Origin of the sequence: Rothia uropygioeca, assembly GCF_004136585.1 — a bacterium.
Lineage (GTDB): Bacteria > Actinomycetota > Actinomycetes > Actinomycetales > Micrococcaceae > Rothia.
The window spans coordinates 321,916-345,814 of record NZ_NOIR01000003.1 but is presented as its reverse complement, the minus strand read 5'-3'; the positions used below and the strand labels follow the sequence as shown (position 1 = coordinate 345,814).

22 protein-coding genes are annotated in these 23,899 nt (G+C 61.5%); 2 read left to right on the top strand and 20 right to left on the bottom strand.

The genetic code is table 11. The features are described from left to right. Positions 1 to 50 precede the first annotated feature (50 nt). Entirely contained in the window at positions 51 to 863 is an 813-nt protein-coding gene (locus tag EWR20_RS09635; RefSeq protein ID WP_129360439.1) for a hypothetical protein, read from the bottom strand. Between the two features lie 67 nt (positions 864 to 930). Here EWR20_RS09635 and EWR20_RS09630 point away from each other — a divergent pair, with 67 nt between their 5' ends. Further along, positions 931 to 1,935, top strand: a complete 1,005-nt coding sequence (locus tag EWR20_RS09630) for an HhH-GPD family protein (protein WP_129360438.1) — start codon at positions 931 to 933, stop codon at positions 1,933 to 1,935. A gap of 12 nt (positions 1,936 to 1,947) precedes the next feature. On the opposite strand, the gene EWR20_RS09625 is transcribed toward EWR20_RS09630, so the two are convergent. The 18 genes from EWR20_RS09625 to dacB form a co-directional block, all read right to left on the bottom strand. Further along, positions 1,948 to 2,475, bottom strand: a complete 528-nt coding sequence (locus EWR20_RS09625; protein ID WP_129360437.1) for an amino-acid N-acetyltransferase — start codon at positions 2,473 to 2,475, stop codon at positions 1,948 to 1,950. Between the two features lie 275 nt (positions 2,476 to 2,750). Beyond that, complete coding sequence (locus tag EWR20_RS09620; RefSeq protein WP_129360436.1) at positions 2,751 to 5,363, bottom strand: ATP-dependent Clp protease ATP-binding subunit; 2,613 nt, start codon at positions 5,361 to 5,363, stop codon at positions 2,751 to 2,753. Positions 5,364 to 5,564: 201 nt separating this feature from the next. After that, entirely contained in the window at positions 5,565 to 5,912 is a 348-nt protein-coding gene (locus EWR20_RS09615; RefSeq protein WP_129360435.1) for a histone-like nucleoid-structuring protein Lsr2, read from the bottom strand. Between the two features lie 462 nt (positions 5,913 to 6,374). Next, positions 6,375 to 7,823 carry a lysine--tRNA ligase gene (lysS, locus tag EWR20_RS09605; protein WP_129360550.1) on the bottom strand — a complete coding sequence of 483 codons (1,449 nt, stop codon included), beginning with the start codon at positions 7,821 to 7,823 and terminating at the stop codon, positions 6,375 to 6,377. Positions 7,824 to 7,948: 125 nt separating this feature from the next. Continuing rightward, entirely contained in the window at positions 7,949 to 8,905 is a 957-nt protein-coding gene (gene panC / locus EWR20_RS09600; RefSeq protein ID WP_238147687.1) for a pantoate--beta-alanine ligase, read from the bottom strand. A gap of 117 nt (positions 8,906 to 9,022) precedes the next feature. After that, positions 9,023 to 9,961: a Rossmann-like and DUF2520 domain-containing protein gene (locus tag EWR20_RS09595; protein WP_129360433.1), complete on the bottom strand. Its 939-nt coding sequence runs from the start codon at positions 9,959 to 9,961 to the stop codon at positions 9,023 to 9,025. After that, the gene (locus EWR20_RS09590; protein ID WP_129360432.1) at positions 9,954 to 11,573 is read right to left on the bottom strand and encodes a PH domain-containing protein; all 1,620 of its coding nucleotides are present in this window, start codon (positions 11,571 to 11,573) and stop codon (positions 9,954 to 9,956) included. Before EWR20_RS09590 ends, EWR20_RS09595 begins: the two co-directional genes overlap by 8 nt. Next, positions 11,574 to 12,290, bottom strand: coding sequence for a PH domain-containing protein (locus tag EWR20_RS09585; RefSeq protein WP_129360431.1), 717 nt, complete (start codon positions 12,288 to 12,290; stop codon positions 11,574 to 11,576). It abuts the gene before it with no gap. Beyond that, complete coding sequence (locus EWR20_RS09580; protein ID WP_165001009.1) at positions 12,268 to 12,810, bottom strand: DUF3180 domain-containing protein; 543 nt, start codon at positions 12,808 to 12,810, stop codon at positions 12,268 to 12,270. The genes EWR20_RS09585 and EWR20_RS09580 overlap by 23 nt, the downstream gene beginning before the upstream one ends. Then, positions 12,807 to 13,322 carry a 2-amino-4-hydroxy-6-hydroxymethyldihydropteridine diphosphokinase gene (gene folK / locus EWR20_RS09575; RefSeq protein WP_129360429.1) on the bottom strand — a complete coding sequence of 172 codons (516 nt, stop codon included), beginning with the start codon at positions 13,320 to 13,322 and terminating at the stop codon, positions 12,807 to 12,809. Before folK ends, EWR20_RS09580 begins: the two co-directional genes overlap by 4 nt. Further along, positions 13,312 to 13,734 (bottom strand): dihydroneopterin aldolase, encoded by a 423-nt coding sequence (folB, locus tag EWR20_RS09570; RefSeq protein WP_129360428.1) that lies wholly within the window; start codon positions 13,732 to 13,734, stop codon positions 13,312 to 13,314. The genes folK and folB overlap by 11 nt, the downstream gene beginning before the upstream one ends. 65 nt (positions 13,735 to 13,799) lie before the next feature. Continuing rightward, positions 13,800 to 14,768: a dihydropteroate synthase gene (folP, locus tag EWR20_RS09565; RefSeq protein WP_238147686.1), complete on the bottom strand. Its 969-nt coding sequence runs from the start codon at positions 14,766 to 14,768 to the stop codon at positions 13,800 to 13,802. After that, positions 14,765 to 15,334 (bottom strand): GTP cyclohydrolase I FolE, encoded by a 570-nt coding sequence (gene folE / locus EWR20_RS09560; protein ID WP_129360427.1) that lies wholly within the window; start codon positions 15,332 to 15,334, stop codon positions 14,765 to 14,767. The genes folP and folE overlap by 4 nt, the downstream gene beginning before the upstream one ends. 2 nt (positions 15,335 to 15,336) lie before the next feature. Further along, positions 15,337 to 17,514: an ATP-dependent zinc metalloprotease FtsH gene (gene ftsH, locus EWR20_RS09555; protein ID WP_304999905.1), complete on the bottom strand. Its 2,178-nt coding sequence runs from the start codon at positions 17,512 to 17,514 to the stop codon at positions 15,337 to 15,339. A gap of 137 nt (positions 17,515 to 17,651) precedes the next feature. Continuing rightward, positions 17,652 to 18,203, bottom strand: a complete 552-nt coding sequence (gene hpt, locus EWR20_RS09550) for a hypoxanthine phosphoribosyltransferase (RefSeq protein WP_129360426.1) — start codon at positions 18,201 to 18,203, stop codon at positions 17,652 to 17,654. A gap of 150 nt (positions 18,204 to 18,353) precedes the next feature. After that, entirely contained in the window at positions 18,354 to 19,526 is a 1,173-nt protein-coding gene (tilS, locus tag EWR20_RS09545) for a tRNA lysidine(34) synthetase TilS (protein ID WP_129360425.1), read from the bottom strand. Continuing rightward, complete coding sequence (locus EWR20_RS09540; protein WP_129360424.1) at positions 19,526 to 20,713, bottom strand: zinc-dependent metalloprotease; 1,188 nt, start codon at positions 20,711 to 20,713, stop codon at positions 19,526 to 19,528. The genes tilS and EWR20_RS09540 overlap by 1 nt, the downstream gene beginning before the upstream one ends. A 122-nt stretch (positions 20,714 to 20,835) precedes the next feature. Beyond that, entirely contained in the window at positions 20,836 to 22,281 is a 1,446-nt protein-coding gene (gene dacB, locus EWR20_RS09535) for a D-alanyl-D-alanine carboxypeptidase/D-alanyl-D-alanine endopeptidase (protein WP_129360423.1), read from the bottom strand. Between the two features lie 212 nt (positions 22,282 to 22,493). Here dacB and ppa point away from each other — a divergent pair, with 212 nt between their 5' ends. Beyond that, positions 22,494 to 22,967, top strand: coding sequence for an inorganic diphosphatase (ppa, locus tag EWR20_RS09530; protein ID WP_129360422.1), 474 nt, complete (start codon positions 22,494 to 22,496; stop codon positions 22,965 to 22,967). A 102-nt stretch (positions 22,968 to 23,069) separates the two neighbouring features. Here ppa and EWR20_RS09525 read toward each other — a convergent pair whose 3' ends face one another. Further along, positions 23,070 to 23,759: a FadR/GntR family transcriptional regulator gene (locus EWR20_RS09525; protein WP_129360421.1), complete on the bottom strand. Its 690-nt coding sequence runs from the start codon at positions 23,757 to 23,759 to the stop codon at positions 23,070 to 23,072. Positions 23,760 to 23,899: the final 140 nt, after the last annotated feature.

Here is a 23,899-nt window from a genome sequence, read left to right as displayed (position 1 = left end):
CTCAATGACTCGATGCCAGGGTCGCCGGCCTGCCCGATCCTGGGCAGAAGCTACTGGATCACGATCTGCTGTTGCTCGCTCGGCACCCCATTGACTGAGACGGTCAGCCAGTAGTAGCCGGGTTGAGCAGGCTGCGATGCGTCACCGCAACCGTTGACGTTGATGGTTCGGTCCCATGGCTGGGTTACCTTTTGCTCGCCACCGGCTTCCAAGGTTGCTTCCTTGGAGCCTCCCCCACCGCCGCATTTGGTGTTGTTGTAGACATCGGCCGGGCCCGAAGTGATATCGTACGTGACCTTGCTGGCGCCCAAGTCGATGTTGCACGGATTGCCGCCGGTGTTCTTCACGGTCGCCGTCATGACGGGGTTCTCCCCCTGTCCGTATGACTGCTTGTCCAAGGACGCATTGACCTGAATATTAGAACCGCAGGCCTCCGGCTTGGCTGGTTCGCTATCGGTCGGGGTCTGCTCGGACGCGGCCTCTGCCGAGGACTCGCTGGGACTCGGCGTCTCACTCTTACTCTCAGAAGGTTCCGACGAGCCGGAAGCGTTCGCTGACGACGACGCCGATGGACCCGCGGAGCCGCTGGGTCCCTCCGACCCAGAAGCCGATGGCGAAGGGCGCGCGCTGAAGCTCGCGAAGTTATCGCTCGGAGGCGCTGAAGTCGATGCGTCGCTTCCCCCGGTGAGACTCGAAGCGATTTTGTTCACGGCAAAGACGATGCCCCAAACGATCAGGACGATCACCAAGAGAGCCAGGATCAACGCAATGATCCGGCGTCGACGGTATACCTCTGGGGACTCACGTCGGTACCCGCGCTCAAAACCGTCGTCATCCGGGGTGGGATCTTCGTACTCAGCCATGCGTCCAAGGCTACTAAACAGAAGCGTCAACATAGGGAAGAAATGAGGACACTACAGTAGTCACGTCATGAAATTTTCGAATGCGTCGGCCGTAAGGTCGAATCAGCCCACATCGCCCGAATATCGGGGTACCGACCTCGACCCGGAAAAGATCCAACGCCTTCATCGGCATATCGCGAACTGGTTCGCCGAAAACGCGCGGGATCTGCCTTGGCGTGCGCCCGACCGCACACCGTGGCAGGTTATGGTCAGTGAGTTCATGCTGCAGCAGACGCCCGTTGTCCGGGTATTGCCCCAGTGGACGCGCTGGATGGACTTGTGGCCGACTCCGGCGGATCTGGCACAGGCCACGACCGGCGAGGCCGTCCGGGAGTGGGGGCGTCTCGGTTACCCCCGCCGAGCATTGCGGCTGCACGCGGCCTCAGTGGCGATCGTGGAACGTCACGGAGGCGAAGTTCCCTCGGAATACGAGGATCTTCTCGCGCTGCCCGGTGTCGGCTCGTACACCGCGGCGGCTATTTCGGTTTTCGCCTTCGAAAAGCGGCAGACCGTGATCGACACGAATATTCGACGCGTCCACGCCCGCGCTGTCAGCGGCAAAGCACTTCCGGCGAAGTCTCTGACCTCAGCCGAAACACGCCTCGCTCACGAGCTCATGCCCGAGGACGACGAACCGGCGGCACTGTGGAACATATCGGTCATGGAATTGGGTGCGTTGGTCTGCACAGCCAAAGCGCCCAAATGCGATATGTGCCCCGTGCTCGACGATTGCGCCTGGGTCGCCGCCGGGCGGCCCGAGGCGGAGTACGTGCCGCGAGGCCAAACGTGGAAAGGCACCGATCGGCAGGCACGTGGCGCGATCATGGCCGTGCTGAGAGAAGCCACGAAGCCGGTTCCACGCGCATCATTAATAGCGCCCAATCGCGATACGCCGGGTGTGGAACCGAAGTCGATGACCCGGCTCCGCGCGCTCGAAGCCTCACATGAACAGCTGAAACGGTGTCTGGATGGGCTCATCCGGGACGAATTGGCCTTCGAAGACGAGCGTAATCGGGTTACGCTGCCCGGATAAACCGGAAAGCGCTCAGAGCGCGCGGATCATCCGGGTGTTGCCGAGCGTATTGGGCTTGACCCGGGCCAGGTCGAGGAATTCCGCGATCCCTTCGTCGTGGGACCGCAGGAGCTCCGCGAAGACTTCGTGGTCGATGGTCTCCTGGTTGGTCATCACCTCGAAGCCCATACGACGGAAGAATTCGACCTCAAAGGTCAGGCAGAACACCCGCTCGACGCCGATGCCGCGGGCGCGCTCCAATAGGGCGTCCACGAGCATCCGCCCCACGCCGCGTCCGCGAGCTCGCTCGTCCGCGGCGAGGGTCCGAATCTCACCGAGATCTTCCCACAGAATATGGAGGGCCCCGCAGCCGACCAACGGCGCCGCGCCTTCGGGATTTGAGGCATCAAGGTCCTCGACCACGAGGAATTCTTGGATCGCCTCGAAGTAGTCAACGGCTTCCTTGGAAATCAAGGCGCCCGTCTCCACATACGGTGCAACCAGACGCCTGATGCCGTTGACGTCTGAAGTTCTGGCAGGTCGCATCCGCAAGGTCGTCATGGGCGTTGAGTTTACGCCGCCGGCCTACCCAGGCGCCAAAGTCGCGACACGCGTCAAAGAAGTAAAAGTAGGGCCGCGGAGCCCTTGTCGCCCCGGTGGAGAGGTTAAATCCACAGTTTCGAACAGTACCCCCCTAGGGCGGCAGCCCCTGACCGAATTGTCCTCGCCGCAAAGATTCCTGGGCATGCAAAAACGGGGCCGCCCCGTAAGGGACGGCCCCGCTTATCGAAGGTCGTCAGAAGCCTGCTCAGGCCCCCTCGCACACGGCCAGCACGCTATGCGGTCGCGGAGCCCGCGGCCCCACCGCCGTCGCCGCCTTCATAACGCGGAGGCGTTGACGGGCGCGAGAGCTGCTGCGAATCCGGATTCGACTCGGTCGACTCGGTCGCGCCGTAATCGAAACCGTCGTCGGACAGCTCCGACATCTTCTGCGAAGAGAAAATGAATTTGGCTTCCTTCCCCTCGCCTTCGACGTCCACGGTGATCTTTTCGCCACCCTTGATCTCTCCGAAGAGAATCTTCTCGGAGATGTGGTCCTCGATGTCGCGCTGCATGGTACGACGCAACGGACGAGCGCCCATCGAAGGATCGTAGCCGCGCTCCCCCAGGACCTCCTTGGCCTTGTCCGTGAGCTCGATTGACATGTCCTTGTCCCTCAGGCGTTCCGCCAGACGTGCGACGAACAGGTCGACGATCTGAAGGATTTCCTTCTCCGACAGCTGCGGGAAGACGATGATGTCGTCCACACGGTTCAAGAACTCGGGACGGAAGTGCTCCTTGAGTTCCTCCTGGACCTTCGACTGCATGCGCTCGTAGTTGGTCGTCGGGTCCTCAATGGACTGGAAACCAACGGGCACACGCCGCGAAATGTCCTTGGTGCCGAGGTTCGTGGTCATGATGATCACGGTGTTCTTGAAGTCCACTACGCGACCCTGGGAATCGGTCAGACGACCATCCTCCAGGATCTGCAACAACGAGTTGAACAAATCGGCGTGGGCCTTCTCGACCTCGTCGAAGAGAACCACGGAGAACGGCTTGCGGCGGACTTTCTCGGTCAACTGTCCGCCCTCTTCATAACCGACGTAACCGGGAGGAGCGCCGAACAGTCGCGAGACAGTGTGCTTCTCTTGGTATTCGGACATGTCCAGGGTGATCAGGGATTCGTCGTCACCGAACAGGAACTCGGCCAGGGCTTTGGCCAGCTCGGTCTTGCCGACGCCGGTGGGCCCGGCGAAGATGAACGAGCCACCGGGACGGTGCGGATCCTTCAGACCCGCACGAGTACGCCGGATCGAGCGGGACAGCGCCTTGATGGCATTGTCCTGGCCGATGACGCGGCGGTGCAGCTCGTCCTCCATGTTGAGAAGGCGACCGGATTCCTCATCGGTGAGCTTGTACACAGGCACACCTGTGGAGGCCGAGAGCACTTCGGAGATGACGTCCGGAGTGACCTCGCCCATGGCGGAATCGCTCTCCTTCCATTTCTTCTCCTCCTCATCCTTCTCCGCGATGAGCTTCTGTTCCTTGTCGCGGAGCGATGCGGCCTTCTCGAAGTCCTGACCGTCGATCGCCGCTTCTTTCTGCGCCCGCACTTCCGCGACGCGCTCCTCGAGATCCTTGATCTCCGGCGGGGCCGTCAGGCGTTTGATGCGGAGACGAGCACCGGCTTCGTCGATCATGTCGATCGCCTTGTCCGGGAGGAACCGGTCCGAGATGTATCGGGCCGAGAGACTCACCGCGGCTTCGAGTGCCTCATCGGAAATCGTGACCCGGTGGTGCGCCTCGTATTTGTCCCTGAGCCCCTTGAGAATCTCGACCGTGTGGGCCTGCGAAGGCTCATCGACCTGGATCGGCTGGAAGCGGCGCTCGAGCGCGGCGTCCTTCTCGATGTGCTTGCGGTACTCGTCCAACGTGGTGGCGCCGATCGTCTGCAATTCGCCGCGAGCCAGCATCGGCTTGAGGATCGAAGCGGCGTCTATCGCACCTTCTGCGGCACCTGCGCCCACCAAAGTGTGGATCTCGTCGATGAACAGGATGATGTCGCCACGAGTGCGGATCTCCTTGAGCACCTTCTTGAGGCGTTCCTCGAAGTCACCACGGTAACGCGAACCGGCCACGAGGGAGCCCAAGTCCAGCGTGTAGAGATGCTTGTCCTTGAGCGTCTCCGGAACGTCTCCGCGGACGATAGCCTGGGCCAGCCCCTCGACAACGGCGGTCTTGCCGACGCCGGGCTCACCGATGAGCACGGGGTTGTTCTTGGTACGCCGGGAAAGGACCTGCATGACGCGTTCCATCTCCTTGTACCGCCCGATCACCGGGTCCAGCTTGCTCTCGCGAGCCGCCGCAGTCAGGTTGGTGCCGAACTGGTCCAGGACGGCGGACCCTGCTGGGGTGCCATCCTTGCCGCCGGCGCCAACGCCTGCGGTCTCTTTGGAATCTCCTGAACCGCCCTGGTAACCGGAAATCATGTCGATAACCGTCTGGCGGACGCGGGAAGGCTCGGCGCCCAACTTGGACAGAACCTGGGACGCAACTCCTTCGCCGGCGCGGATCAGACCGAGCAAGATGTGCTCGGTCCCGATGTAGTTGTGGCCCAGCTGAAGGGCTTCCCGAAGAGAGAGTTCGAGAACCTTCTTGGCCCGCGGGGTGAACGGGATGTGCCCGCTCGGTGCCTGCTGGCCAGGTCCAATGATGTCTTGCACTTGCTCGCGAACGGCAGAGAGGGTCACTCCCATGGACTCCAGAGCCTTGGCGGCGATTCCTTCGCCCTCATGGATCAGACCCAGCAACAGGTGTTCTGTGCCGATGTAATTGTGGTTGAGCATGCGGGCTTCTTCCTGAGCCAGCACCACAACACGCCGTGCGCGGTCCGTAAACCGTTCAAACATAGTTAGGTCTCCTTGTACGTCTTTGTTTCGATGCTACGCACGGAAAATGGCTTGGTATCTACTGTTCGCCACCGGCGAGACGCAATAAAGCTCAGGGCGGAAAATACATGAGAATTTCCGCCCTGAGCTTGATCTTCTACCTCAAGAGAACCGGTAGAGAGCCTCTGCCGATTCGTCGGTAACGGCCAAAACCGCCCCTTACTAGGAGTCCTTCTTACGGGCTGCGTAGTAGGCGTCCTGAATCTCCTGGTGGATGCGACCACGATCGGACACGTTGTAGCCGTTGTCCTTGGCCCACTTGCGAATCAGAGCGGTCTCGGGATTGCGGACCTGGCCCGTACCCTTGCCCGATCCGGTCCGGCCACTGTTGCGCGCCTGCACGCGGCGGGCCTTGGCGGCGAACGGACGGATCGCGTCGCGCAGCTTTGCGGCGTTGCCCGAGGACAGATCGATTTCGTACTGGCCGCCGTCGAGTCCGAAACGTACGGTTTCGTCGGCGGCACCGCCCTCGAGATCGTCTTCCAGAATGATCTTTACTTTCTGAGCCATGAGTGTCTCCTCAGTCCATATTGGCAGTGGTCCGACGCATTATGTGATGTCTTAGGACCATAAAACGTGTTAGCGAGGCGCGGGAACCATCGGCGACTCACGCGACACTAAAGCTGGTGGACATTTGTCCTGTATAACAACAGAGTATCAATCAAGGGGAGGAAATCACAGTCAAACAGTGTGAGGGAGGCATAATTCTTCCTGAGAATAACTTATGAATTTTCTTGTTCTCGTGGGCGAAAAACTTCGCCGGATCCCTCCCGGGATTTGATCTCCTCGTACCATTTTCGTGCGTCTTCTTCTGAAGCGGCATGGGCTTTGCGTTCGGAACTATCCGCCCGAAACGCCCATCTCATCAGGAAATAGAAGATGACTCCAATAGCGACGGAAGGCAACAATACAGCCACATATTCCATGCTGAACCTTCTCCCCGGGCCCTCCGGCCCGCTCGATCACCCCGAGTTATTCGGGCTTCATCAGCGGAAACAGGATTGTTTCCCTAATCCCCAGTCCGGTAAACAACATCATCAAGCGATCAATTCCCAGCCCCAGGCCGCCCATGGGAGGAGCGGCGTGTTCCAGGGCCCGCAGGAAGTCCTCGTCGAGCTCCATCGCCTCGTCGTCGCCGCCGGCAGCCAAACGGGATTGTTCCGTGAGACGCTCGCGCTGGATCACGGGATCGATCAATTCGGAGAACGCCGTTCCGCGCTCCGTTCCGCCGATGATGAGGTCCCAAGCCTCGATGACATCAGGCTTCGAACGATGCGGACGGGCCAGTGGCTGAGCAGACGGCGGGTAATCGCACACGAATGTCGGATTGATCAGGGTCGGCTCCACGATTTCCCCGAATAGCTCAATCACGAGCTTCTCAGCGCCCCATGCAGGATCCACGGAGACTTCGTGCTTTTGTGCGATTTCTCGCAGAACATCAGCGGGCGTCTCGGGCGTGATTTCCTGGCCCACCGCTTCCGAAAGACCAGGATAAACACCCAGCCACTTCCATTCCGCGTCCAGATCGATCGTGCCTTTTTCGGTTTCGATCTGATGTGTTCCCACGGCGTCCGCACAGGACATGATGATGTCCTTGATGAGCTCGGCCATGGTGAACTGGTCCCCATATGCCTGATAAGCCTCGAGGGTCGTAAATTCGGGGCTGTGGGTCGAATCCACTCCCTCATTGCGGAAAATACGGCCGATTTCGAAAACGCGATCAATTCCGCCGACCACGGCCCGCTTCAAATAAAGTTCGGTCGCGATGCGCAGGGTCATGTCCTGGTCAAAAGCATTCAAATGCGTTTGGAACGGGCGTGCGGTGGCACCCCCGTGGACGAGCTGAAGAATAGGTGACTCGATCTCGATGTATCCCTCGTCGACAAGGACCTGGCGCACGGTCTGCATGATCTTCGCGCGCTTGATCACCGTTTCCTGCGCTTCCTTGCGAACCATGAGATCCAGGTAGCGTTGGCGGACCCGGGTCTCTTCGTTGAGGTCCTTGTGCAATGTCGGAAGCGCCCGCAAGGACTTCGAGGCCATCTCCCAGTCCTCGACCATGACGGACAGCTCGCCGCGGCGTGAGCTGACGACTTCCCCGTGCACGAACACGTGATCCCCTAGGTCCACGAGGGCCTTCCAGTCGTCCAGATTCTCCTGTCCAGCCTTGGCCAGCGAAATCATGGCTTGCAGCCGGGTGCCGTCCCCGGCCTGGATGCTCGCAAAGCACAGCTTTCCCGTGTTCCGCACGAACACCACGCGCCCGGAGACTCCGACGACATCACCCGTCTCTTCGCCGGCTTCGAGGCCTTCGTACTGTTCACGGATGCTCTGAATGGTGCGAGTAATCGGAAGACCCACGGGGTAGGCTTCACGCCCCCGTGAAATCAGCTCGGCACGCTTGTCCATGCGGATTCGCATCTGCTCGTTGATCTCGGTCTGCTGACTTGTCTGGTCCTGTTGTGAGGACGACGAATCTGAAGTAGTCACGGTCCTAAGCCTATCTGTGGGTTTTCCGGGGAAGGAATTGAAAGGGGTGCGGACGGCTAGATGACATCCATATTGTCGATGAGCCGCGTCCCGCCTACTCGAACCGCCGCGAGAGCGGTCGCGCGTTCCGAGTTGTCCACCGGCGCTTCGAATGTTTTGGGATCGACGATTTCGAGGTATTCGAGCTCCACGCCGTCCCTGTCCGAGATGCGCTCTCGTGCGGCGTCGACGTCTATTCCCGCGTAGCCGCGGGACAGCCCTTCTTCCCGTAACAGCGCCAATGTCCGCGACAGAACGAGCGCTGCTTTCCTTTCCTCGGGGCCGAGGTACGAATTGCGGGAGGACATGGCCAGGCCGTCGTCATCGCGAACAATCGCAACGGGGCATACGGCCAAGGGAATGTTGAAGTCAGCGACCATCCGTTGGACCAATGCGACCTGCTGGGCGTCCTTCTGCCCGAAATACGCTCTGACGCGGTGGGTCCCGGCTGCCGAAACGACAACGTTGAACAGCTTGTTGACCACGGTCAGGACGCCGTCGAAGTGTCCGGGACGGGCCGCTCCCTCGAAAAGGGTGCCCAGACGCCCCGAGCTCACACGGACCAGGGGCTCTCCCCCCGGATACATGACCTCTAGTTCGGGGATGAACACGATATCAACGCCTTGCTCTCGCAGCAGAGCCAGGTCCTCTTCCTCCCGACGAGGGTACTTGTCGTAGTCCTCTCCAGGACCGAATTGCAGGGGGTTGACGAAGATCGAGACTGCGACGACGTCGTTCTGCTCGCGAGCCCGGTTGATCAGGGTCCCGTGCCCGTCGTGGAGCGCACCCATGGTCGGAACGAATCCCATCGTCGCGACGCGGGGCGCGGCGGGCTCGGTTTCCGGGTCGGCACGATGGTCAGCGAGCCTTTCGGCCTCGGCCGAGTGGATTCGCGCCTCGGCGTCGCCCATTCTCTGGCTGATATGGGCGGAAAATTCTTCCAGGGTTCGAGCAACGAAAAGCTCACCCGTCATAGTCGTCCTTCCTTAACCGGATGCTGTGGCATGACCGAACATCGTGAACGGTCAGGTGCCAACTGGTCGACAGCCTGCCCGCGGAGGTGCGGAGGATGTCTAGGACCGCAAAGCAGTTTACTGTTCGTGGTCGTCGCTTTCACTTTCGGGCGCTTTTTCAAGGTCTAGCGCCCGCAATATTCGGTGAAATGCTTCTTCAGGCAGAACCCCACGCCGATGTGCGCGGTAAGCGCTCGCCTCCGCGAGAGCGAGGTACGCCGCACCGATATCCGGCGCGGATTCTTCTGCCCCGAAGCCTTGGAGGATCTCTCGGTGGGTCTCGACCGTCCCGGAGTCACCACGCACCACGGGTCCGGTCAGAGCGCTGTCGCCCGAAGCCAAGGCGTTGTCGACGCTGGCCCGCACGAGCGGGCCCAGAACCTCGCCAGGGCTCTCGACCCCGAGGCTCTCCAAAATTTGGGAAGCCTGTGCGATGAGCGTGACCGTATGATTCGACGCGTGGGCCAGAGCGGCGTGGTACAGGGGACGGTCGCCCTCGGCAATGACCACAGGCTCTCCTCCCATTTCCACGACCATCGCTTGTGCGATCGGTAGGAAGGGGGCCGCGGCCGTCACGCCGAAACTCGCGGTCTGCAATCGCGTCAGATCAAGCGAAAGACCCGTGAAAGTCATGGCCGGGTGAATAGCCAGCGCGATCGTGCCGGCGTCCCGACCGGCGGACAAGACGTCCGTTCCGAAACGACCGGAGGTGTGGATCAGGATCTGCCCCGTGGTGAAGTGACTACCCCGGGCTAACCCTGACACCAGAGGTTCGAGTACATCGTCGGGAACTGCGAATAGAACGACTTCACTGCGCTCGACGATTTCGGGAATCCGGAGAACGGGAACGTCGGGCAGAAGCGCCTCGGCCCTCGTCCGTGACTCTTCCGAAACGGCGTGAACCCCAACGAGCGCGTGGCCCGCGTTGCGCAGGGCGGCACCGAGCACGGCGCCGACCTTTCCTGCGCCGATGATCCCTATTCCGAGCCGCCCTGGGCGACTCGCTGGTTCAGTCATAGTGTGCTTCGTCCTTGATCGTTGAGTATGTTCCGGCACCCCGTGGAATTCGTCCGCTCGTGAGTCTACGAGCGAATGCTGCCCGATTCGCCTGGTCACGAATCATACGTCGAGCGTCGTCGACGGCCAGGTGCGCGACCGTGGTGCGGACCGATCCCCCGACGGAATCCAGACGCACGTCCGCCAGGCCGAGAAGCCTGAGCAAAGGCCCGTTCGTGATCGAGGCCGACTGTGTCCTCTCGTGGGGCACAACGGAGAGCCTACGCTTCAGCCAGCCACCGCGCAGAAGCAGCAAATCCGCAGTATTGGAATATCCGTTGCGCCGGTAGCTGAAGGGATCCAACCATCGGGAACGGCGCGGGGCCACCACAAATCCGTAACCCGGTCCGCTTCCTTCGAGCGCGGCTCGCAGCTGATGTCCGTCGATCCCGGCCTCCGTCGTGGCGACGATGTGCGGCAAGAGATTCATCAGGTCTTGCCCCGCTCCCACAGGCAAGAGGACCCGATGTTCTCCTTCAGACGATGATGAGCCCAACCCTGCCGTATTGATTCGTACACGGAACCAGCCCGGTATGCGCCACAACACGGGTTGCTCAATACCGACGGCCTGGATCTTGCCCAGAGGAAGGGTCTGAGTTCGGGTGGACGTCAGCCCGTACCGCACTTTGAGTCCGTCCTGTGTGCGCGCTACTCGGAAATTCGCGGAGGTGTTGACCGAGCTCCACACACCGCTCACCAGGCTCAAGGCAGCGGGTATGAAGATGAATCCGCCTACCTCCGGGAGAAAAATGGCGAAGGACAACGACGCTAGGAGAACGATCACGAACCAGATCCCGGTTGAGCCGAGAAGAGTTGCCAGAACGGCACGCCCGACACCGACCGAGGCGATCGGACTTTCGGTGTCGACGCGAGGGCCGGTCGGAGAAGTTCCGGGGCCGAGAAGGTACGCCCCGGTGCCGCCGACGGAGGGCTCGGCGGTGGTCGCAGGGTCGCCGCTCTGACCCTCGACAGGAAGATCCTGGGACCACGGGGATTCTGACCGGCTGAGAGCCGGCCTAACGGCCGAGTCACCCGTGCCGGATTCCTTCGCCAGAATAGTCTGCTTCCGGCCCAGGAGGCGCGCGCGGAGCTCTTCGGCCTCGGTTTTGCGCAGGTATTGGAGGTGCAGGGCTGAGTCCCCGGAATCCGCGACGTCGAACCGCAGCTCCGCCATGCCGACCAGGCGTGCAAAGAACGGCTGAAAGATCTCGATGCTCTGCACGCGATCGAGGCGCGCCTGTTTTTCTTTGCGGAAGAAGTACCCCTGCCGCATCCGGACCGAGTCCTCGGTCACGAGGTAGCGGGTGAACCACCAGCTCCAGAACATACCGCCGAGAACCAGGACGATCGCGAAGATCAGCCCGAGCCAGGCGATGAGGCTGAGAGATGCGAAGAATTCCCCGAAGCCGTGACGCACTTTCTGGACGTCGGTCTGGCCTTCGAAGGCGTCCTCGATGAAGTGCCTGCCGATTGCGAAGAGGAAGATCAGGATGGCGAACCAGAAGCGAGCCAGCGGGCTCAGGGGGTGTACCCGTTCCCAGTCCTTGGTGGCGGGAATCTGTGAGTCCTTCATTTACAGCCCCGCGAGTCGGTCGTCGCCACGCTTCGACAGCTCCTCGCGCAACCGGGCAGCGTCGCGCGCGCTGATGCCTTCGATCTTTGCATCGGTCGACGATGACGCCGTGTGCAGCTCGACCTTGGCCAGACCGAATTTGCGTTCCAGCGGGCCGACCGAGACCTCGACGGTTTGGAGACGCCCATAGGGTACCGCGTTGATCTTGTGCCACAGGACTCCGTGACGGATCAACAGATCGTCTTCGCGTTCCGAATATCCTCGGGCCCGTGCGCTCCGAGGCACGAGTGCCATTCGGAGGATGCTCACCACGAGGTACACGGCGGGGACCACGATGGCCAGCCACAGCCAGGGCCAGTTCCACCACCCGATCGAGACGAAGACGAGGGGGATACTCAGGATCGCGGTCACGACCACGGTGGACAGGGCTTCGGAGACGAGAATGAGCCGAGGGTACCGCCGATCCGGCCGGATCCACTCCGTGTCCCATGCGTCCAATTCCCGAAGTTTCTCTTCGAAACGAGGGCTACCGGGTCCAAGGCGTCGCGATGGCTCGCTGTCTTGATTCACCGATTCGGCAACAGCGTGGTCAGCAACCGGTTTGTCGTCTCGTGGTTTCCCGCCCAGCGGATGGACGTCGGCTCGTCTCCGTGGGTTCGGTTCCGAACGGTCGTGGCTCGGGACCTCGTGGTTCTCAGCGTCGCTGGTTCCTGGCATATCCGCCTTCTCCCTCGGGTATGTCATTGTCGTTGCGACGTCGAGAAGAGATTCCGTTGCCGGACTCGGAACTGTTCGGGTCGTCCGGAGGCCTCTTGCACCACATCTCGGCGACGCAGCCTGCGATGCACACCACCGCACCAACCACCACATTAGCGATGCTCAGTACCAAGGTGTCCGAAGCCGGTCGAAATCTCAACAGCGCGAGCTCGTAGATGAGCACCCCTCCGGCCCAACCGAAGAGCACGGTCCCGTAGACGGCACAGGTTTGACCGAGAACCGCGATCCTCGCTGCGAAAACCGGCTCGATGGGTTTGTGCTTGGGGTCTTTGACGTGAGCTCTGACCCTCCATCCGAGACTCAGGGATACCGCGGCCAGGAGAATACTCAACGCGAGCGACGGCCACGGCAGAACAAAGGCCACTTCACGCAGGTCAGGCCACAACGCCGTCACGACGCTGCTCGCGGCCAAGACCACCGCCGCCAGAAGGACCAACCATCGGTAACGGAGAGGTCTCACGTGCTTTGTCCCGGCGTGATCGTTTCGCCCAAGTATCCCCGTATTCCGTTTCGGTCCTCGGCGCGGGCGGCTAGGTCAACCACGGGCTGACCGTCCAACAGGGCATCCGGATCCATGCGCGCCCAAGGGGCCAGGACGAATGCACGCTCTGCCGCTCGGGGATGCGGCAGACTCAATTCGGGTTCGTCCATGAAGAGGTTCCCGAACGTCACGATGTCAATATCAAGGGTTCGCGGACCCCAGCGGACGGTCCGGACTCGGTGAAAATCTTCCTCGATCCCCTGACAGAACCGCAAGAGGGCAAAGGGACTCATGTCGGTGCTCACCCGGATGACCTGGTTGAGATAGTTCGGTTGGCCTTCAGGGCCACCAACGGGTTCCGTCACGGCAATCGGGGAAACCGCCTCTACGGTGATCTTCTCATTGTTCGCGAGGGCGGTGATGGCGCGTGCGAGCGTATCCTGTGACTCCCCCAGATTCGATCCGAGGGCGATGATGGAATCAACGGTCATGGTTCTCCCGCAGAATCGTCACTGAAACATCCGCGAAGGTGACCTCGATGGGCGCTTTCGGCTTGTGGACCGTCACCTCGACGGCAGGCAGGTCGAACTTCTCGAACAGTCCCTGGACAATGCGCTCGGCAACGGTTTCGATGAGGTTGACGGGTTCTCCGACGATGACTTCTTTGACCGATTCGGCCACCGCACCGTAGTTGACGGTGTTCTCCAGGTCGTCCGTCCGGCCCGCGGTACGGCAGTCCATGAACAGCGTGACGTCCACGAAAAACGGCTGACCCACGCGTTTCTCATGATCGAAAACCCCGTGATAACCGACTGCGCCAATGCCTGTGACCGAGATTCGGTCATATTGGCTTGTGCCCGGCGCCACGGCTGCGGCTGGCGCTTCTTGGAGATTCTCCGTCATGTGTTCGTCTCCTCATGAGGTGCAAGTGATGTGTCGCATTGCGATGCTATTGAGTGCGTTGACTATCAGGATGCGTCAGATACGGCTTTGATCGCGAGCAGTTTACGGGTGACTTCCACCGCATCCCGGGTTGATGCGACGTCGTGGACTCTCACGGCCCAAGCACCTCTTTCCGCCGCGAGGGCCGAAATTGCGGCGGTCGAGGCGTCGCGCTCCGAGGGACGCGGCACCTTTTGTGATGTTTCCCCCAATGGTTCGGGGAAAGTAGCACGCGCTTGAGCCATCAATGTTCCAATGAATCGTTTCCGGGAGGCCGCAATCAGCACCGGGTGACCGATATCCGCAATCCGGTCCATCCGTGCCAAGAGCTCCCAGTCCTGGTCGCCGCTCTTCGCGAATCCCAAACCGGGGTCGACGAGGATCTGGCCCGGCGCGATCCCAGCGTCCAAGAGTCGTTGACGCCACTGAATCAGTTCGGCCCGAACGTCCTCGACCGTGTTCTGGTAATGAGCCAGCCGGTCCATTGATCTGGAGTCTCCGCGAGAGTGCATGAGGATATACGGCACCCCGGATTCGCGCACGACGTCAATCATTGCGTCTTCGACCCGCTCGCCCGAGACGTCGTTGATGATGTGGGCACCGGCTTCGACGGCCGCCTGCGCCGTACTCGCATGCATGGTGTCCACCGAAACGACGATGTCTCGGGCAACCAGTTCGTCGATGACGGGGAGAATTCTCTGGCGTTCCGTCGACGCTGCGACGGGTGTTGCTCCTGGGCGGGTCGACTCCCCGCCGACGTCGACGATGTCGGCGCCTTGTGCTACAAGCTTCAGGGCGTGCGACACGGCTCGCGACGTGTCATCGTGTTCGCCCCCGTCAGAGAAGGAATCGGGCGTGACGTTGAGAATACCCATGACCAATGTCCGGTCCTGTGGCAAGTCGGCAAAGCATCCCCACCCCCGCGCGGCGGACGATTCCGGAGGCACGCTGGACGCGTCTCCGGGGCCGCCGAAGGAGGCTACGGGAGCGTTCACCGCTGTTTCCCTCCCATGATGAGTCCCATCGCCTCAGAGCGTGTGGCGGTGTCTCGCATTTGCCCCCGAACGGCCGAGGTGACCGTCTTGGTCCCGGGCTTTTGGATCCCGCGCATCGACATGCACATGTGTTCGCCTTCCAGGACAACCATCGCGCCCGCGGGATCGAGAAAGTCTTCGATGGACTCGACGATCTGAGTCGTGAGACGCTCCTGGACTTGGGGTCGCTTGGCATAGAGGTCCACGAGACGTGCGAATTTCGACAGACCAGTCACCTTGCCGTCCGTGCCCGGAATATATGCCACATGGGCCAAGCCGTAGAACGGCACCAAGTGGTGTTCGCACATCGAGAAGAAGCTGATGTCCTTGACCAACACCATCTCGGAATGATCGATATCGAAGGTCTTGGACAACAGTTCGGCGGGATCGCCCCCCATACCGGAAAAGACCTCGGCATAAGAACGAGCGACCCGCGCCGGGGTATCCTTCAGCCCGTCCCTGTCCGGGTCCTCGCCTATAGCGGAGAGGATTTCACGGACGGCGGCTTCGATACGAGGCTGATCCATTCTTACCCCTGCTGACCTGGCGTATCGTCATCGGGGCCGGGCGAACCCGCCGGCCCCTGACCGGGGTTGTCCGACCCGGGCTCTCCCGGACCGGGCTGCGGGCCGCTTTCCGGCGGCGTCGCTCCCGAGGAATTCTCCGGGACCTCGAGCGGATGCTCTGGTTTTGCGGCCACGGCCTGATCCTGAGGAGCCATGTTCTCGGGGTCCTCAGCGCCTGCCTCGGCGGCCTCCTGCTTTTCTGCGGGGGTCGTGATCGGAGGCATGCTCGAAACCGGACGGGTCTCCTTGGACAACCACACTTCGCGCAAAGGACGTTTGCGGACGTCCTTGAAGATCTCTGCGATCTCGTGCTCGTTGAGCGTCTCCTTATCCAGGAGCTCGAATGCGAGGCGGTCCAGGACGTCGCGGTTCTGAGTGAGAATCTCGTAGGCCTCGTCGTGTGCGCTGTCGATGAGGGATCGAACTTCGGCGTCGATCTTGGCCGCCAACTCGTCGGAGTACTCCGGTCCGCTGGCGCCGGCGTCGCGGCCCATGAACGGTTCCGAATTCCCCGAGCCGAGCTTGACCGAACCGATGACCGAGCTCATTCCGTATTCCGTGACCATCTTGCGAGCCGTGCCGGTAGCCTTCTCGATGTCATTCGCGGCTCCCGTGGACGGATCGTGGAAGATGATTTCCTCGGCAGCTCGTCCGCCCAAGGCATAGGCGAGCTGATCGAGAAGCTCATTCCTGGTCGTCGAGTACTTGTCGTCGACGGGCATGACCATGGTGTAACCCAGCGCCCGACCGCGCGGCAGGATGGTGATCTTGGTGACCGGGTCGGTGTTGCGCAGTGCCGCGGCAACCAGGGCGTGTCCGCCCTCGTGGTAGGCCGTGATCTTGCGCTCGAGTTCTTTCATGAGGCGCGAACGACGTTGCGGGCCCGCGATCACACGGTCGATTGCCTCGTCCAGGGCACGGTCATCGATGATCTGCGCGTTGGACCGTGCGGTCAGAAGGGCGGCCTCGTTCATGACGTTGGCCAGATCCGCACCCGTGAAACCGGGCGTCCGCTTGGCCACGGAGCCGAGTTCGACGTTTTCTGCTAGGCGCTTGCCCTCGGCATGAACCTCGAGAATGCGCTTTCGTCCCTTGAGATCAGGGGCGTCGACGCCAATCTGCCGATCGAAACGGCCGGGGCGCAAGAGCGCCGGATCCAAAACGTCCGGACGGTTGGTCGCGGCGATCAGAATGATGTTGGTGTTCTCGTCGAAGCCGTCCATTTCCACGAGAAGCTGGTTCAGGGTCTGCTCGCGCTCGTCGTTGCCGCCACCCATTCCGGCGCCGCGCTGGCGGCCGACAGCGTCGATCTCGTCGACGAAGATGATGGCCGCGTCATTCTGCTTGGCCTGCTCGAAGAGGTCACGAACGCGCGAAGCACCCACGCCGACGAACATTTCGACGAAGTCGGAACCGGAGATCGAGTAGAACGGAACGCCGGCCTCGCCCGCCACCGCCTTGGCGAGCAGGGTCTTGCCCGTTCCGGGTGGGCCGTACAGCAGCACGCCCTTGGGAATCTTTGCCCCGACGGAGGTGAACCGGGCGGGTTCGGTCAGGAATTCCTTGACCTCGTGGAGTTCCTCGACCGCTTCGTCAGCACCGGCGACGTCGGCGAACTTGACGGTCGAATTCTCCTTGTTGAACTTCTTGGCCTTGGACTTGCCGAAGTTCATGATTTGGCCGCCGCCACCGCCCATGCGGGAGAGGAGGAACCAGAAGATCACCATAATGAGGAGGAAGGGCACGATGAAGCCCAACATCGAGGTGAACCAGTTGTTCTGAACGGGTTGATCCGTGTAGCCCTTGAGCCCGGCGTCGTCCATGGCTTTCACAACGTCGCCCGAACGCGGCTGGACGTAGTAGAAGTCAACCTTTTTCCCGAGGTCCCGATCGCCCTCGTGATAGTTGTCCTTGAGCGACAGCTCAACCTTTTGGTCGCCGTCGTAGATCTTGGCCTCGTCGACCTTGTCGTCCTTGAGCAATTCCATGCCCACGTTGGTGTCCACCCGATTCGTATTCGACGAGGTGGAGACGAAGATCACGGGCAGCAGAACCAAAAGCGCCAGGAAGATCCAGAAATAAGGCCCCTTCAGGATTCTGTCCTTGAGCGGCTTCTTCTGGTTGCTGTTTTGCTGAGCCAAGCTATTTTTCCTCCGCGTGAGGCGTTCACGGTCGAGATTTAATTCTCGGAATAGGCTACCGCCGAGAGGTGAGGAGCGTGCGCTCTTCACCTCACAGCGGACATCTGCCGAGGTTCATGGAAGGTCCCGCGAGACCCTTAGGAATATACGTGGGGCGCGAGCGTTCCGATGCAATCGAGGTTGCGATATTGCTCGGCGAAATCCAGGCCGTAGCCGACCACGAATTCGGGATCGATGTCCCAGCCGATGTACTTGACCGGAATCTCCGTCTTGACCGACGCCGGCTTGCGCAGGAGTGCACAGATTTCCACCGAATTGGCCCCACGCGACTCCAAGTTGGACTTGAGCCAGGACAAGGTGAGTCCGGAATCGATGATGTCCTCGACGATCAGCACATCGCGACCGTGCAGATCCGTGTCCAGATCCTTCAGGATGCGAACCACACCGGAGGACTTGGTCCCGGAACCATACGATGAAACAGCCATCCAGTCCATGGTGTAATGCGCGTGCAGAGCACGAGACAGATCGGCCATCACCATGACCGCGCCCTTGAGCACACCGACCAGAAGAACGTCTCTGTCCTCGTAGTCCTTGTCTACCTGGGCCGCGAGCTCGGCGATCTTCTCCTGAATCTCTTCTTTGGTGAAGAGCACGTGTTTGAGATCGTCCTTGACGTCCTGTGAATCCACTGCTGTCTCCTGCTTGAGTCACTGAAATCTTGGGGGTCGTGCAATCCGGCGCCAGAGTTCGCGGATCGCGACGACACATGGCAACTCTACCCGTCTGTTCTCCACGCGCATTACTGTTTCCGAAACGCCCGGAATCAACGCATTGACGTCCTATGAAGACCGGATGAGGACCAGAGCGCCGTACCGGCCTTGTCGATGCTGCTCTGATCCCGGCTGTGCCAGCGGGCGGCGTCTCCAGACGGCCACATGACCGGCCATCTGAATTGGGCCGGCATTTCCGTGCCCGGCCAGTAATTCGTCCAGGGCCCGGAGCCGCTCGAAACTGGGAGACTCTCCCCCGCTTGCCACGATGGCACGGGCCAGCACACGCCGGCGCATCGCGGGATGGGCTGCGCGAAGTTCCGGCATGGACAACGCCCCTGCCGGCCGCTGGCCCTCTTTCATCGGTACGGGCTGATAGTCGGCAGGGTCCGCCGCTGCGGTTCGCGCGACCTCATCTGCTCGTTGTTCCAGGAATTCTGCATCCGGCCCCAAGACGGCCGCCGTCCGCGCGAGGGCTTGAGTTATCCCCGGCCCCATCCTCTCCTCGAGAAAGGGAAGGACCTCGTGCCGGACGAGGTTTCGACGAAACGCCAGATGCTCATTCGTAGGATCGTGCCAGGGCTCGATTCCCTCGGCCTCGCAGATCGCAAGCGTGTCTCGCCGGCGTAGGTCCAAGAACGGGCGAATCAGAAGAGCCGCGTCCTCGGTCGCCGGTTCGTCTATGCGTCGGGCCTGGGGCATACCGGACAGGGAACGGGTCCCCGAGCCTCGAGCGAGTCCCAGCATCACGGTTTCGGCCTGATCGTCCAGAGTATGGCCCAACAGAACGGCACGCGCTTCCTCCTCGCGGGCCGTGCGGTCGAGCACCTCATAGCGGGCCGTGCGGGCGGCCATTTCGGGTCCCATTCCTTGACTTCTGACCACCGCACGAACCGTACGCACCGGGTCGAGACCGAGCCTCCGACACTCTGTCGCGGCTCGCTCGGCTTGTTCCGCACTGCCGTCCTGGAGAGCGTGGTCCACGATGACGGCACCCACCCGCAGATCCCCGCGTCGGGCGAAATGCGCCGCGACGGAGGCCAAAGCCAGCGAATCGGGGCCGCCACTGCACGCGACCAGAGCCAAAGGCACATCCCCGGCTTCGTCAGGTACGTCGCCTCGGGTCCGGCCCGTGGGCGCCGCACAGAAGCCCGGAAGGTGATCCTCGAGGACATCGACAAATTTCTTGCGTGCCGACCCCACGGAGGGATGAAGCCGGCCTTTTCGCCCGGTCTGTGCCACTAGCTCGCGTCTCCGGAGAAGCCGCGGGCACTGGCGTCCCGTGGTATTCCGTCGAGGACCCGCTCGATCCAGAGCCTCGGATTGTGGATCTCGAGTTCGCTCGGGAGGTTTTCAGGGCCTTCCCAAATACGGTTGAACTGTTCCATTCCGCGTTCGTCGACGATGGTCTGGACGAAAGCCTGACCGTCACGGTACTGACGCATCTTGATGTCGAGCCCCATGGCCTTGCGGATCAGGGTATCGAGAGCGCCGCGGTTCTTGCCCCGGCTGTCGAATCGACGCCGAATGGTCTTGACCGTGGGCACAATGCTCGAGTCGACGGCGTCCATCACGACGTTCGCGTGGCCTTCCATCAGACTCATGATCCCGGTCAGCTCCGAGAAAACGGCCGCCGATTCCTTGTCCAGCAAGGCCGTCATCCGATTCTTGGGCACGGGGCGCAAGTCTTCCGAGGAGTTCGGCGTGGCGCCGTCGACCCGCGCCTTGGGAGAAGCCTCGTCTTTCTGGGTCGCATTGCGGACGACCTCGCTCGCCCCTTCGAGCAGCCGGTCCACGAGCTCCCGGCCGCCACCGGCAACGGACTGGGGCAATCGGGACATCAACCCGAGCATGTGCTCGCGCAACCACGGTGCCGCCGCGAACTGGACGCGGTGTGTTTGTTCGTGGAGGCACACCCATAAGCGGAAATCTTCCGGTTCGAGGTTGAGCTCCTTTTCGATCATGACCATATTGGGGGCCACGAGGAGCAAACGACCGCCCGAAGCACCAAAGCCACCGAGCGCCGCGAACGGGTCGTACTGACCCAGGACCTTGCTCGACATGAACGAAAGGACTCCCCCGAGTTCGACGGCGGTGCCGACTTCGGCGACCTTGCGATCAACCTGCCCCATCTCGTCAAATCTTTCCTTCATCCCGGCTTGGACCAGCCGATTGAGGATGTAGGAGAAAGTTTGGGAATTTGCTCGAGACCATCCGGCCCGGTCCACCACCAGCACTTCGGAGTCGTGAAGATTCTCCGCCGCATCGAGCCTGGTGATCCGATGCACGTGATCCACGGATGCGGTCGCGTTGTATCGCACGGACTCGACGACTCGACGGGTTGCCCCAGCGGACAATTTGGGCCCGGCGGGAGTCAACCGCGCGGCGGTAGCGGCTGCGGCGTTCCAACTGATGATGTTCTCGCTCATGATCCCTACGATGCCACACGACTTTGAACCCAACCTGAGCGGATCGGCCGATCCTGTCCGGAGAACTCCTCAGGGACGGCGCGTGCGATCGGACCGCTCGTCTTCCCGTCCGAGTACGGAGTTCAGAGTTTGGTCAACGCAGCGACCGAAGCATCGAGAGCGGTCGTTGCGGCCTCGGAATTCGTCACGTCGTTGACGACGAACGAGTAGGCCAAGAGGCGACCCTGCGACGTCGTGGTGTACCCGGTCAAGGAATTGACCTTGAGAAGTGTTCCCGTTTTCGCACGAGCGCTGCCCTGCGCGGCCGAGGCGTCATCGGCCTCGAAGCGACTCGCCAGAGTTCCTGTTCCGCCGGCGACGGGCAACGTTTCCGCCAGGTTAGAGGTCGCCGTTTCGGACTGGGTCGCGTGCGCGATGATCTGGGCCAGTGTTATGGGAGTCACGCGGTTGTCCGCGGACAGTCCGCAGGAGTCCTTCTGTATCAGTCCATCCGTGGAGATCCCCGCGCCGGTTAGCGTCTGCTTGACGGTTTTGATGGCGCCCTCGATGGATCCTTCATTGCCTGCGGCAATCGCGGCGTTACGACCCAGCACCTCGGCAAGAACATTGTCCGAATTCTCCATCATGTATTTGGCCTGTTCGAGCACCGTTGCGGATTCGACCGATCCCAGCCGTTGCGAGTCCGCGTGTTCGGCGGCCTCGGACGAGTCCGAGCCCGATGTGAAGCTGAGTCCTTGGCTCGCCCCGGCCTCGTTGAGGGCCTTGACGTAGCCGTTCAGGGCATCCGCCCCCGCATTCTGGGGGCGATGCGAAACATCCTCGCCGTCCGAGGGCCGTTGCGTGTGGTGGTCCCATAGCGCGATCGGAGAAATGGAGGTTACGTAACCGGCGTCGACATCGGCAGAGTCCCATGCCGGATTTGTTCCCTGCCCCGAATACATCGATGCATCCAGATTCACGGGAAGTTTTCCGCTGACGCCCTTGTCCTTGAGTTCCTGAATGGTCTGCGCCGCGAGCGTCTGCACGCCAGCGTGCCCCAACACGGAATTCTCGTCGGAGGTCCCACTCGAGAGCATCGTGTCGCCGCCGGCCACCAGGGTGACGGATTTCGAATCCTCCGACAGGTAGGAGTTCGTTTCATAACGCGAATTCGGATCGGCATGGCTAAGCAGCGCGAATTGCGTCAGCAGCTTGAGGTTCGACGCCGGAGTCACCGGACGCGTCGCATCATCCGAATACAGAACGTTTCCACTGGCCACGTCCACCACCTGGGAAGCCATCGTGCCGCCGCCGTCGAGCTTGCCGGATGCGGCCTCCAGCGGCCCCGCAAGGTCGGCGGGAGCTGGCTGGTCCGCATCGCCAGGGAGGTCCTTGACGGGATTGTCGACCGACGAGGCCGAGGCCAGCGCGTCGGGTTGGTCGGCTCCGGTCAAGGAGTCCCATTGTCCCGCGGCCGTGGGCACGAGCCATGCCCCGATCCCGATGCAGCCGACGGCGACGATGCCCGATGCGATCCACCATCCGCGTGACGTGTGCTGTTCGGATCGCTGCGGCTGACGCTTCCTCATCGGGACTCCTCGATTCGCTGGTGGTTCGGTCTTCGGTCAGAAGCCGGACGACCGCCGTCGCCCAGGTGCTCCTTCACGAGTTTAGGCGCAAATCCGCCGATCTGGTTTTCCCAAAAGGCGATAAGGGGCGATAGATTGAGGGGTAGAAAAGCCGAGAACAAGGCACCGAAATCACGAAATCCGCAACTATCCATCCTCTAGGAGAACCATTCATGGAACTTGATGTCACGATCGAGATCCCCCAGGGATCCCGCGTTAAGTACGAGATCGACCACGAGACCGGCCGCCTCCGCCTGGATCGTGTCCTCTTCACGTCGATGCAGTACCCCACCCACTACGGATACTTCGAGAACACCCTCGGCGAAGACGGCGATCCGCTCGACGCCATGGTCGTGATGGATTACGACATCATTCCCGGCGTGATCGTCGAGGCTCGCCCAATCGGCGTCTTCAACATGACGGACGAAGCCGGCGGAGACGCCAAGATCCTTTGCGTTCCGACCGACAAGCGCTTCGACAATATCCAGACCCTGGACGACGTCGAGGACTACAAGAAGGACGAGATCAAGCACTTCTTCGAGCGCTACAAGGATCTCGAACCCGGCAAGTGGGTCAAGGGCGAAGGCTGGGGCTCCAAGGAAGAAGCCGAGCGTCTCATCACCGAGGCCGTCGAGCGGTCCAAGTAGCCCGAGTTCGATTCCGGCACTCAGGCGCGGAACGACTCGTCGCTTTGCTTTCCAACGGGCGGCGTCGCGAACCATTGGTTCGCGACGCCGCCCGTTTTTCGTCTACCGGTCCAGGTGCAGGAATCCGCGCAACAACGACTCCGTGCCCTGCACGTGATTCCGAGCGACGGACTCGGCAAGTTCTGGCTCCCCCTCGAGTATCGCTTCGACGAGTTCGCGGTGCTGATCATTCGAATGCTTGAGATTGGAAGCCAGCAGAGGAATCCTGTTCAGCAGATCGTTGACCAGGGCACGTGACTCAATGACGCACTCAGTCAGTCGACGAGATCCCGTGGCTTCGGCTATGGCGATGTGAAGTCTCGAATCCAGCCGTCGGTAGTGTTCTGCCGGAGCTTCCATGACCGCCTGGGACGCCGTCCGAAGGTCTCGACGCTGCCGGGCGGTCAGGTCGGACTCCGCCGCCAGCCGGGCGACCCCTGTTTCGACAACCGATCGATACAACAGAATGTCGTTGGCTTGGCTGGGGTCGACCTCTAGGGGAAGGTCCGTCTCCGGTACCGCAGTCGTCACGAATGTTCCTCCGTAGCGGCCCCTTCGGACTTCCAGGTATCCGTGTCCCTGAAGGTCGTGGAGGACGCTTCGAAGAGTCGACCGGGAAACGTGCATCTGTTCGGCTAGTTCCCGCTCCGAAGGCAGTTTTTCACCCGGTGGGATCGCCCCGACCTTGACCAGACGTACCAAGGCCTCGAAGGTCGCTTCCAGAGTATTTGCTGCGCGGACGGGACGAATCAACGAATGAGGATCCCCGAGATTGCGCTGACATCCCGTCGCTCCACCCGTCACCTGTCGACCACCCTTCTCTCGCGTCCCAATTCATTTCATTCTAGTGACCTGGGCAAATATGGGGCATCCAAAGGTCTTAGGACAGACCC

Excerpts from the sequence above, each read along its gene's own strand:
- lysS (WP_129360550.1), bottom strand. The coding sequence starts at position 7,823 with ATGCGAATCCGCATGGACAAGCGTGCCGAGCTGATTTCACGGGGGCGT.
- EWR20_RS09590 (WP_129360432.1), bottom strand. The coding sequence starts at position 11,573 with ATGAAGGACTCACAGATTCCCGCCACCAAGGACTGGGAACGGGTACAC.
- EWR20_RS09625 (WP_129360437.1), bottom strand. The coding sequence starts at position 2,475 with ATGACGACCTTGCGGATGCGACCTGCCAGAACTTCAGACGTCAACGGC.
- EWR20_RS09635 (WP_129360439.1), bottom strand. The coding sequence starts at position 863 with ATGGCTGAGTACGAAGATCCCACCCCGGATGACGACGGTTTTGAGCGC.
- EWR20_RS09615 (WP_129360435.1), bottom strand. The coding sequence starts at position 5,912 with ATGGCTCAGAAAGTAAAGATCATTCTGGAAGACGATCTCGAGGGCGGT.
- dacB (WP_129360423.1), bottom strand. The coding sequence starts at position 22,281 with ATGAGGAAGCGTCAGCCGCAGCGATCCGAACAGCACACGTCACGCGGA.
- folB (WP_129360428.1), bottom strand. The coding sequence starts at position 13,734 with ATGACGGAGAATCTCCAAGAAGCGCCAGCCGCAGCCGTGGCGCCGGGC.
- EWR20_RS09595 (WP_129360433.1), bottom strand. The coding sequence starts at position 9,961 with ATGACTGAACCAGCGAGTCGCCCAGGGCGGCTCGGAATAGGGATCATC.
- EWR20_RS09630 (WP_129360438.1), top strand. The coding sequence starts at position 931 with ATGAAATTTTCGAATGCGTCGGCCGTAAGGTCGAATCAGCCCACATCG.
- EWR20_RS09585 (WP_129360431.1), bottom strand. The coding sequence starts at position 12,290 with ATGCCAGGAACCAGCGACGCTGAGAACCACGAGGTCCCGAGCCACGAC.
- EWR20_RS09620 (WP_129360436.1), bottom strand. The coding sequence starts at position 5,363 with ATGTTTGAACGGTTTACGGACCGCGCACGGCGTGTTGTGGTGCTGGCT.
- EWR20_RS09540 (WP_129360424.1), bottom strand. The coding sequence starts at position 20,713 with ATGAGCGAGAACATCATCAGTTGGAACGCCGCAGCCGCTACCGCCGCG.
- panC (WP_238147687.1), bottom strand. The coding sequence starts at position 8,905 with ATGACGGGTGAGCTTTTCGTTGCTCGAACCCTGGAAGAATTTTCCGCC.
- folK (WP_129360429.1), bottom strand. The coding sequence starts at position 13,322 with ATGACCGTTGATTCCATCATCGCCCTCGGATCGAATCTGGGGGAGTCA.
- folE (WP_129360427.1), bottom strand. The coding sequence starts at position 15,334 with ATGGATCAGCCTCGTATCGAAGCCGCCGTCCGTGAAATCCTCTCCGCT.
- ppa (WP_129360422.1), top strand. The coding sequence starts at position 22,494 with ATGGAACTTGATGTCACGATCGAGATCCCCCAGGGATCCCGCGTTAAG.